We start from the raw sequence: 11076 nt of genomic DNA, 5'->3' as shown, positions 1-11076 counted from the left end.
TCCTGGGTGGTAATAAAGGTCACTTCGCGGGTCAGATGGATTTTTTTCAGAGCAGGGAATTTCCAGCGCAGTTCGTCAGATGTGGCGCAAACTGCATCCACAATATCGCGCACGGTATCCTGCAGAAAAGCAGTGGTACGCTGGCGGGCGGTGATTACCCGCTCCCAGTCCCACTGGTCCACATAGATGCTGTGCAGGTTATCCAGTTCTTCGTCCCGGCGCACAGCATTCATGTCGGTGACCAGTCCCTGCCCGGGACGGAAACCGTACTTATACAGTGCATAGCGCTTCCATTTGGCCAGACTGTGTACGATCTCGGCTTTTTCATCCAGGCAGGGGACATCGAAGGCGACAGGGCGCTCCACGCCGTTCAGATCGTCATTGAGGCCGCTGCCGTGCAGTACGAACAACGGAGCGGTTACCCGCTTCAGGTGCAGCGCAAGGCAGAGCTTTTCCTGAAAAATCGTTTTGATCAGACCAATGGCTTTCTGGGTGTCGTACAGACCCAGCAGGCTTTTGTAGTTGTTGGGGATGGTAACGTTACTCATACAGATACACACTCCTTATCGCAATCATTATAGCAGAAGAACTCAGGCTTTGGCGAACTGGCTTTCGTACAGCTGCGCATAGAATCCGCCCTTGGCAAGCAGTTCGTCGTGGGTGCCGCGTTCAATGATGTTGCCGGCTTTCATTACAAGGATCTGGTCGGCATTTTTGATGGTGGACAGGCGATGCGCCACAATAAAGCTGGTCCGGCCTTTCATAAGCTCTTCAAAAGCATCCTGTACCAGCACTTCGGTGCGGGTATCAATGCTGGAAGTGGCTTCGTCCAGAATCAGGATAGGCGGACGCCGCAGCATAACACGGGCAATGCAGAGAAGCTGACGCTGTCCCTGGCTGATGTTGCCGCCGTCCTCCGCTACCACGGTATCGTAACCGTTTGGCAGGCGGCAGATAAAGCTGTGAGCGCGGGCCCGCTTGGCCGCCTCCACAATTTCCTCCCGGGTGGCGTCCGGTTTACCGTATGCGATGTTCTCGGCAATGGTGCCGGATTTCAGCCAGGTTTCCTGCAGGACCATCCCCAGGTTGGCGCGTAAGCTGTCCCGGGTGACATGATCAATGGGGTGGCCGTCCACTTTTAAGCAGCCGCCGTTGATCTCATAAAACCGCATCAGCAGATTGACCAGGGTGGTCTTTCCGCAGCCGGTGGGGCCTACCAGCGCAATGCGCTGCCCCGGCCAGACCCGAAGGTTCATATCCTCAATCAGCGGTATGTCGGGGGCATAGCGGAACTTGACGTGCTCAAATTCTACACTGCCGGCACCCATGGGCAGCACGGTGGCGTCCGGGGCGTCGGGCACAATGGGCGTTTCATCAATCAAGTCAAAAACGCGCTGGGCACAGGCAAGGGCGTTCTGCAATTCGGTCATGACATCCGAGATGTCATTGAAAGGCTTGGTGTACTGGTTGGCGTAGTTCAGAAATACCGAAAGTTCGCCAACCGTCAAACTGCCGGCAATTGCAGCAAAGGCACCCAAAACGCCTACTGCGGCATAGACCAGAGAGTTCACAAAGCGGGTGCAGGGATTGGTGAGGGAAGAGAAGAAAACGGCGCGTACCCCGCATTTTTGCAGATCCAGGTTGACACGTTCAAAGCGGGCTTCGGCGCGGCTTTCGTAGCCAAAGGCACGCACAAGATGTTCGTTGCCCACCAGTTCTTCCACCAGACTGGTCATTTCGGCGCGGGTCTCGCTCTGTACCTTGAACATAGAGTAGGTGTGGGTGGCAATAAAGCGGGCTACAAATATCGAGAGGGGCGTCAATGCCACAACCACCAGGGCGATGCGCCAGTCGATGTGGAGCATGACGCCCAGCGTGCCCAAAATGGTGAGCACTCCGGTGAACAGCTGGGTAAAACCCATCAGCAGGCCGTCACTGAATTGTTCCACATCGGTGGTAATGCGGCTGATTGCGTCGCCGGGGCGGTGCGCGTCCATATATTTAAGGGGCAGAATCTCCAGCTGCTCAAAAGCTTTTACGCGCATATCCCGGACTACCTGGAAGGTAATACGGTTGTTGACAACATTCATCAGCCATTGGGACACCGCCGTGCATAGAATGGTGGCAGCCATGGCCACAGCCAGTTTGGCCAGCCCGGCAAAATCCACCTGTCCGGGGCCGATAATCAGGTCAACGGCCTTGCCGGAGATCACAGGGGCCAGCAAGGTGGTAAAAACGGTGATCGCCGCAAGGGTAAGGGTCAGAATAACCGAACCTGTATAAGGGCGAATCAGAGCCAGCACACGCCGGATAGTGGAACGGTTCAGTTTGGCTTTGGATTTCGGTTTGCTCATAATGTTTTCTCCACCTCCTCCTTGCTCAACTGGCTCAGACAGATTTCCTTATAGACGGAGCAGTTTTTCAGCAATTCGGCGTGAGGGGCGTCTCCCACCAGAAGGCCGTCATCAAGAACCAGGATGTGGTCGGCACGCTGGACGCTGGCGGCGCGCTGAGAAACAATGAATACCGTCATGCCGGTAGTCTTGTCCTTCAAAGCCTTGCGCAAGGCGGCATCGGTGGCAAAGTCAAGTGCCGAGGCGCTGTCGTCCAGAATCAGAATCTTCGGTTTGGGAACCAGGGCGCGGGCGATGGTCAGACGCTGACGCTGCCCACCGGAAAAGTTGCGGCCGGCGGTTTCCACCGGCTCATCCAGCATACCGGGTTTGCTGCGTACAAAATCGGCCGCCTGGGCAATTTCCAATGCCTCCCAGATTTGTTCATCGGTGGCATAGGGCGCAGCCCAGCGCATGTTATCCCGGATGGTACCGGTGAACAACATGGCCTGCTGCGGCACGATTCCTACCAGTTCACGGAGTTGGGCAAATCCGTATTCCTTTACGTTGTGCCCAAACAGTTGTACGGTGCCTTCCTGTGCGTCGTAAAACCGGGCCACCAGATCAATCAATGTGGTTTTGCCGCTGCCGGTACCGCCAATGACACCGATGGTTTCGCCGGAATGTGCGGTAAAGCTTACATCCGTCAGGCTGGGGCCGCCGGCACCGCGGTAAGTGAAGGTGACATTTTGAAAGCAAACGGCATCGGAACCGCTGTCGGTGGGGAGTGTCCGGGTGGCCGGGTCGGCCATGGAGGTCTGGGTATTCAGAATTTCGTTCACACGCATTCCGCTGGCCAGAGCGCGGGTCACTGAGATGACAAGGTCGGCCAGACGCAGCAGATTCACCAGGATCTGGCTCATGTAGTTGATCAGTGCAATGACTTCGCCCTGGGTGAGGGTACCGGTATCCACTTCCCGGCCGCCCAGAAGCAACAAGGCAATGACCGTCAGGTTTACCACCAGATAGGTCAGCGGGTTCATCAAAGCAGAGATTCGTCCCGCGCGTACCTGGATGGATTTAAGGTGATCATTGGTTTCGATAAAAGCAGCGGTTTCGTCGGCCTGCCGGGCAAAAGCACGAACCACACGGGCACCCACATAATTTTCCCGGGTAAGCAAAGTGACCCGGTCCAGTCCGTTTTGTGCCTGGTGATAAATAGGAACAGTGGCCCGCATGATCAGCCAGATGATCAGGGAAATGATGGCCGTGGCCGCAAGAAACAGCAAAGTCAGACGGGCGCTGATGGTAAATGCCATGATCAACGCGCCGATCACAATAAAGGGAGAGCGCAGCAGCAGGCGCAAAGTCAGGTTTACGCCGTTTTGTACCTGGTTGATGTCGCTGGTCATGCGGGTGACCAGTGTGGGCGTACCGATGCCGTCCAACTCACTGTAACTCAGGGTGTTGATATGGCGGAACAGATCCTTGCGCAGCGCCGTGCCAAAACCCAAAGCCGCCTGTGCGGAAAAATACTGGGCGGTCAGGCTGCAGGTCAGGCCAATGACAGCCAGCAAAACCAGCAGCGCGCATCGCTGCCAGATAAACACCGTATCGGCATTTTTGATGCCGGTGTCGATGATGCTGGCAACCACCAGCGGAACAAACAACTCAAAACATGCTTCCAGCATTTTGAAAAGTGGCGCCAACAGGGCTTGTTTTTCGTAGCCCTTAATATAGCGCAACAATTTGTGCATAGACAAACCACCCCATTAATTTATGTCATAACTTTTAGTATAACACAGACGAATTCATTTGTCATTGCAGGATTTGCCCGGATTCGAGGATTATTTGCGCGGTGACCGCCTATACTTGCTATAAGACCATTTGGGGAGGCACAAGGATGCTGTTTCACTTTTATCAGGGTTTTTCCCGTACAGCCGCTTATACACTGCGCACCGCAGTTATGCTGGCGGGGCGGCAGGGTTGTACGGCTGCCGATACAGGGCATTTACTGTTGGCAATGCTGCAGACTGCCAGGGGACCGGCGGCGGATTTTTTGCGCCGCAAACATGTGACGGAATCAGCCCTGCGCAGCTGTGTACAGGCGCGCAGCTGTTCGGGGCAGCCGCGCAGCCTGCGCAAAAATGATCTGGCGCCGGAAACGCGCAAGGCCATGGAATTTGCGGTGTTGGGGGCTCATGCGGCCAGCGTAGCCAAGGCGGAAAATGAACATCTGCTCTGCGCTATGCTGGAAGATTCGGCCTGTACAGCCAGTGTATGGCTGGCATCGCTGGGGATTGAGGTGCCCCAGGCAGCACGGGAATGCCGGCAGCTTTCGGGGCAGTTGGTGCTGCCGGCGCAGCCGCGCATGGCGGTGTCCCGCGGGAGCAAACCCAGCGAGAAATATGGCCGTGATCTGACACGGCTTGCCCAGGAAGGCCGACTGGACCCGGTGCTGTGCCGAGATGCCGAACTGGACCGCATGATTGAGATTCTTTGCCGCCGCCAGAAAAACAATCCCTGCCTGTTGGGGGAACCGGGGGTGGGAAAGAGCGCTCTGGCCGAAGCGCTGGCGCAGCGCATTGCCTCGGGACAGATTACCCCTTCGCTGCGCAATAAGCGGGTGCTGGCGCTGGATATGGCATCCATGGTGGCGGGCACCAAATATCGCGGCGACTTTGAGGAGCGGTTCAAAAGCCTGCTGGAAGAACTTTACCGTGATAATTCCACGATTCTGTTTATTGACGAAATCCATGTAATTGCCGGGGCCGGTGCAGCGGAAGGCGCCATTGATGCCGCCAGCATTCTCAAGCCGATGCTGGCCCGGGGCGAAATCCAGTTGATCGGTGCCACTACGGTGGAGGAATACCGCAAGACCATCCAGAAAGATTCTGCACTGGAACGGCGGTTTGGCAAAGTCATGGTGGAGGAACCCTGCCCGGCGGACGCGGAAAAAATTTTGCAGGGATTGATGCCGCGGTATGAGCGGTATCATGGGGTAAACATACCGCAGGAAGCAATCCACGCAGCGGTGGAACTCAGTGTACGCTATCTGCCCGGGCGGTATCTGCCGGACAAAGCCATTGATTTGTTGGACGAAGCGGCAGCTTCGGTACGGATTGCCTGCGCAGAGGGGACTGTAAAGCAAAAAACTTTGCGCCCGGCGGATATTGCCAAAGTGGTCAGCAAAGCCAGCGGCGTACCGGTAGAGCGGGTGGGAGAAGCCGAGCGGGAACGGCTGGTTCACCTGGAAAGCCGTCTGGCCGCCGAAGTAATCGGCCAGCCCCGGGCAGTGGCGGCAGTGGCTGCCGCTATCCGCCGAAGCCGCACCGGATTACGGGAGAGCGGACGCCCCATCGGTGCCATGCTGTTTTTGGGGCCCACCGGTGTGGGCAAAACCCAGTTGGCCCGCACTCTGGCCAAGTGCTGGTTTGGCAGTGAAAAAGCCTTGCTGCGGTTTGATATGTCGGAGTATATGGAGCGCCATACCGTCGCCAGACTGTTGGGAGCACCTCCGGGGTATGTGGGCCATGATGAAGGCGGGCAGCTGACCGAAGCAGTGCGTCGCCGTCCTTACAGTGTGGTGCTGTTTGATGAGATCGAAAAGGCGCACGGGGATATCCAGAATCTACTTTTGCAGATTCTGGAGGACGGAAGCCTGACCGATTCCCAAGGGCGAAAGGCGGATTTTTCCAATACGATCATTCTGCTTACCTCCAACCTGGGGGCGCGGTGCCTGAGTGGGCAGACAGCCCCCATGGGATTTGCCGCCGCAGATGGTGAACTGGCCCGACGCGGCAAGCAGGCGATCCAGGAAGCAAAAGAGTTTTTCCGCCCGGAGTTGATGGGACGCCTGGATGAAACAGTGCTGTTTGAACCTTTGGGACCGCAGCAGCTGGCGTCTATTGCGGATCGGCTGCTGTGTGAACTGGAGGAACGCGCTGCCCGTCAGGGGTATACGCTGCATCATACGGCGGCCGCGGCACGCAGTCTGGCAGGGGAGAAGGTTCCCCCTTACGGCGCGCGGGAATTGCGGCGAACGGTAAGCCGGGCAGTGGAACAGGCACTGGCGGACCGGATTGCGGCAGGAACGGCGCGGGTGGGAACCGTATACACGGCGGATGCCGCACCCGATGGGAAAATCGTTCTGCAGGAACAGGACATGGCCGCCTGCGTGTAAGGTATACAAAAAGCCGCCCGGCAACTACGCCGGACGGCTTTTTTGTTTGTGAAAAGGAATTACACCTGACTGCGGGGCATTTCCCAACCGTCGTGGTCGGTATGCAGCCATTCTTCGGCCAGTTCGCTGCCGGGGGCGCCCAGCGCATCGCGGTACAAAGCCTGTACCTCGGGATTTTCGTGGCTGAAACGCAACGTGCTGCATTTGTCCAGCGCATACAAGCGTTGGCCGCGCTCGGCAGCCCGTTCTTCGTCGTCACGATTCTGGGGCTGGCCGCCGCCGCCCGCACAGCCGCCCGGGCAGGCCATGACCTCCACAAAATCGTAGTGGACTTTGCCGGACTCGATGGCTTCCAGCAGGCGACGGGTATTGCTCAATCCGCTGACGACAGCGGTGCGGACCACAGCACCGCCCAAATCGAATTCGGCCTCGGTCCATCCCTGTTCATACGCACTGCCCCGCACGGCGGTAAAGGCTTCCGCTTTGGGGTTCTTGCCGTTTACCAGGTAGTAGGCGCTGCGCAGGGCGGCTTCCATAACGCCGCCCGTGGCCCCAAAAATCACACCGGCACCGGTATAAGTACCCAGGGGGGAGTCAAAGGCTTCTTCGGCCAGCGTTTCGGGGTGCAGGTTCTCGGCACGAATCATGCGCACCAGCTCCCGCGTGGTCAATACCAGGTCCACATCCTGCCCGGCGTCTGTTTTCATGGTAGGCAGTGCGCACTCCTGCTTTTTGGCGATGCAGGGCATGATGGATACGCAATAGAGTTTGTCGGGGGATACACCCAGCTTATGGGCAAAATAATTTTTGGCTACCGCACCAAACATCTGCTGGGGACTCTTGGCGGTGGAAAGCCGGTCCGTCCACTGGGGGTAATGGCTCTTCAGGTACCGGACCCAACCGGGGCAGCAGCTGGTAAACATGGGCAATTCCCGGGTGTCACCAGCCTGGAACCGGCGCAGAAACTCGCTGCCTTCTTCCATGATGGTCAGATCTGCACTGAAAGAGGTATCAAACACATAGTCAAAACCCAGGCGGCGCAAAGCGGCTGCCATGCGGTGTACACTGGCCTGCTCGGGGGAAAGCCCCAGATTCTCGCCCCAGGCAGTGCGGACTGCGGGAGCGATCTGTACGACGGTGATTTTATCGGGGTCGGCAATGGCATCAAAGGCTTTCTGGGTATCGTTGCGTTCCCGCAAAGCGCCGGTGGGGCAGTGGGTAATGCACTGGCCGCACAGTGTGCAATCGCTTTCTTTAATGCGGCGGGTGCCGCTTACATCCACGCGGGTCCGGCTGCCGGTTCCGGACAGGTCCCATACATGGACACCCTGGATTTTATCGCAAACCTGGATGCAGCGCATGCACTTGATGCACTTGTTGGTGTCGCGGTAGAGCGGAAAATCCCGGGGCCACAGGGCACGGGCGCCGGTTACCAGGTCGGCAGGGTATGGATTTTCCAAAATGCCAAGATCGTTGGCCACACTTTGCAGGTGGCAGTTGCCGCTGCGCAGGCAGGTGGCACAGTGGCAGTCGTGCTGACTCAGGATCAGTTCCACATTGATGCGGCGGGTACGGCGCACACGGTCGGTGTTGGTACGGATGGACATCCCCTCAAACACCGGGTTATTGCAGCTGGGAACCAAATTCCGCTCGCCTTCAATCTCCACGCAGCAAACGCGGCAGGCGCCGATTTCGTTCAGATCTTTCAGGTAGCACAGGTGAGGGATATCCACGCCGGCGGCTTTGGCGGCATTCAGAATGGTGGTGCCCTCGGGTACCTGCACGGCGGTGCCGTTTACAGTAACGTTTACCATTGTGTCGTCCTCCCTCCCTTAAAGATGCCGTACCCAAAGTGGTCGCAGCGCAGGCAGCGCCCGGCTTCCTGCATGGCTTCCTCTTCGGTCATGCCGCAGCTGGCCAGCGCAAAATCGCAGCGGGATTCCATCGGATTGCGGCTTTTCAGCTGTACACGGCCGCAGGGCGGTGCGTTGGAAAGTTTGGCCGGCGGAATCTTGACTTCGGTGCCGATGGTGTGGGAATACCCCAGGAAACTGTCGATGTTGGCGGCACTGACTTTGCCGGCTGCCACCGCCCGGATTACGGTGGCCGGGCCGGTGACATCGTCGCCGCCGGCAAATACGTTGGGGGTACCGGGCACATAACCGGAAAGATCGGCTTTCAGTGCACCGTGGCTGGTACCGATACCCACTTTTTCAAACTCGTCGGATTCAATGCGCTGCCCGATGGCGATGATCAGGTAATCACAGGGAATCCGGAACTTTTTCTGTTGGGCGTTATGGGGGGCGGGGCGTCCGTCGCGGCCATACCCGCCAATGATCTGGGGCCGGGTCCACAAAGCGCAGACTTCGCCGTTCTCGTTGGCTTCAATGTGGTCGGGGGCCTGCAGCGGCAGAATCTGGCAGCCTTCGGCCAGTGCGTCTTCGATTTCCTCCGGCAAGGCGGTCATATCGTCCACCCGGCGGCGATAGACGCAGGTCACGCTTTCGGCGCCCAGCCGGATGGAAGTACGGGTGGCGTCCATGCTCACATTGCCGCCGCCAATGACCACGATGCGCTTTCCGGTAAAGTCGGGGGCGTTGCCCTCGCCGCAGTTGCGCAGAAATTCCACGGCAGAAAGCACGTTTTTGCTGTCTTCGCCTTCCAGGCCCAGTTTCTTGTCGGCATGCGCACCGATGGCGATGTACAGTGCATCGTATTCGCCTTTCAGGTCCGCCAGTTGAATGTCTTTCCCGACGCAGACACCGGTTTTGACTTCAATGCCGGTAGCCAGGATGTAGTCCAGATCCCGCTGCAGAACTTCCGGCGGCAGACGGTAGTCGGGAATGCCGTAACGCAGCATGCCGCCCAGTTTTTCCCGCTGCTCAAATACCGTAATGGTGTGGCCCATCAGGCGCAGGTAATAGGCCGCAGTCAGGCCGCTGGGCCCGCCGCCGATCACAGCCACCCGTTTGCCGGTACTTTCGGCAGGCGGAGGGGGCGTCTGGTTGCCGGCGTGGTCGGCAGCAAAGCGTTTCAGGCCGCAGATGTTCACGGCATCGTCCACCAGACGGCGGCGGCACTGCCGTTCACAGGGGTGCTCGCAGACATAGGCGCAAGAATGGGGGAAGGGATTGTCCTTCCGGATTAGCGCCAGCGCATCGTCGTATTGGCCTTCCCGAATCAGGGCAATGTAACCGGGAATATCCACATGAGCGGGGCAGACGGTGACGCAGGGAACAGGCTGTTTCAGGGAGCAGATGCACCGGCCGTAATGGGCGTGTTCCTCATAATCCTCCCGGAACCCGCGCACACCCTGCAGCACCATGGCGGCGGCCTCGTAACCGATGGCGCAGTCTGCGGAATCCACGATGGCGGAGGCCGTCTGCTCAATCAGGTCGATGGTTCCTTCCGGTGCAGTCTGGTCCAGAATGCTTTCCAGCAGGGTTTCCAGCTGGGAAAGTCCGATGCGGCAGGGAACACACTTGCCGCAGGTCTGCGCATGGCACAGGCGTAAAAAATTCAGCGCCATATCCACAGGGCACAGGCCCGGCGGGTTGGCGGCAATGCGATGGCCCATATCGCGGCAGAGGTCCTGCACGACCTGCTGCGCGCGATCAGGCGTTTCCATAGAAAGTCGTATCATAGATAGCTAGTCCTCCGTTTGTATGGGTTCGTATGAAATCTATTATACGGCGAAAAGAATGATAAATCAACAACAAAATCAAAAACTGTTAGTAAATACTGTGCAAATTAACGAATAAGGCAAAGGAAAAAAGAGTGCCGGGAAAATCCGGCACTCTGGGGGAATTACGGTTTTACGCGGAACTCCTGCTCACAGTAGACGCAGCGGTACCGTCCACTGGGGGTCAGGGTAAAGATGTGATCGCAGCCTTCCTCCACAGAAGTCACACAGCGGGGGTTGGTGCATTTGATCACATTGATCAGGCGCTGGGGCTGTTTGGGGCGGATCTTGTCCACAATATGCCCGTTCTCAATGACCGTGATGGTGATTTTGGGGTCAAGATAGCCCAAAATATCAAAATTCAGCTTGCTGACATCACCCTCGATCTTGATGATGTCTTTTTTACCGCTCTTCTGGCTGCGTACATTCTGCAGCAGTGCCACGCTGGCATCGTGCAGTTTTTCCAGCTCCATCATGTGGTACAGGCCCAGACCGGTGCCGGCGGTAATGTGATCAATGACCACACCGTTCAGAATTTCATCAACCGTTAACATCAAAAGCTACCTCCCCGGTTTTGGGGTCTGCAAGACCCAGCAGCGTCATAATCAAAGCCATGCGCATGTATACGCCGTTTTGTGCCTGCTCAAAGTAAGCGGCACGGGGATCGTCGTCCACGTCCAGCGTGATCTCGTTGACGCGGGGCAGCGGATGCAGCACCGCCATGTCGGCGGGGGCCAGCGCCAGCTTTTCCTTGGTCAGCACGTAGCTGTTCTTCAGGCGGATGTAATCTTCCTCGTTGAAGAAACGCTCCTGCTGCACACGGGTCATGTACAGAATATCCAGTTCGGGCAGGGCTTCTTCCAGGTTGCGGGTTTCCA

General features: G+C 57.6%; 6 protein-coding genes and 2 pseudogenes. 1 reads left to right on the top strand and 7 read right to left on the bottom strand.

Annotated features, from left to right (window positions below; all coding sequences use genetic code 11):
• From H6B10_RS09135 to H6B10_RS09125, 3 genes and pseudogenes are all read right to left on the bottom strand, one after another.
• Positions 1-548 (bottom strand): annotated as a pseudogene (locus H6B10_RS09135) (aspartate--ammonia ligase); the annotation flags it as partial.
• 42 nt (positions 549-590) lie between these two features.
• Positions 591-2354, bottom strand: a complete 1764-nt coding sequence (locus tag H6B10_RS09130) for an ABC transporter ATP-binding protein (RefSeq protein WP_204651319.1) — start codon at positions 2352-2354, stop codon at positions 591-593.
• Positions 2351-4090 (bottom strand): ABC transporter ATP-binding protein, encoded by a 1740-nt coding sequence (locus H6B10_RS09125; protein ID WP_204651318.1) that lies wholly within the window; start codon positions 4088-4090, stop codon positions 2351-2353. The genes H6B10_RS09130 and H6B10_RS09125 overlap by 4 nt, the downstream gene beginning before the upstream one ends.
• A 146-nt stretch (positions 4091-4236) precedes the next feature.
• On the opposite strand from H6B10_RS09125, the gene H6B10_RS09120 reads away from it, so the two are divergent.
• Positions 4237-6516 (top strand): ATP-dependent Clp protease ATP-binding subunit, encoded by a 2280-nt coding sequence (locus H6B10_RS09120; RefSeq protein ID WP_204651317.1) that lies wholly within the window; start codon positions 4237-4239, stop codon positions 6514-6516.
• Between the two features lie 59 nt (positions 6517-6575).
• Here H6B10_RS09120 and H6B10_RS09115 read toward each other — a convergent pair whose 3' ends face one another.
• The 4 genes and pseudogenes from H6B10_RS09115 to H6B10_RS09100 all read right to left on the bottom strand — a co-directional run.
• Complete coding sequence (locus H6B10_RS09115; RefSeq protein WP_204651316.1) at positions 6576-8330, bottom strand: [FeFe] hydrogenase, group A; 1755 nt, start codon at positions 8328-8330, stop codon at positions 6576-6578.
• Positions 8324-10159 (bottom strand): NAD(P)-binding protein, encoded by a 1836-nt coding sequence (locus tag H6B10_RS09110; RefSeq protein ID WP_204651315.1) that lies wholly within the window; start codon positions 10157-10159, stop codon positions 8324-8326. Before H6B10_RS09110 ends, H6B10_RS09115 begins: the two co-directional genes overlap by 7 nt.
• Before the next feature lie 164 nt (positions 10160-10323).
• Positions 10324-10752 (bottom strand): aspartate carbamoyltransferase regulatory subunit, encoded by a 429-nt coding sequence (locus H6B10_RS09105; RefSeq protein WP_204651314.1) that lies wholly within the window; start codon positions 10750-10752, stop codon positions 10324-10326.
• Positions 10739-11076, bottom strand: a pseudogene (locus H6B10_RS09100) (aspartate carbamoyltransferase); the annotation flags it as partial. The pseudogene H6B10_RS09100 and the gene H6B10_RS09105, both read right to left, overlap by 14 nt.

Origin of the sequence: Gemmiger formicilis, assembly GCF_016901605.1 — a bacterium.
GTDB lineage: Bacteria > Bacillota > Clostridia > Oscillospirales > Ruminococcaceae > Gemmiger > Gemmiger formicilis_B.
Note: the sequence above shows the minus strand (reverse complement) of the source record. Positions and strands in the feature narration are given on the sequence as shown.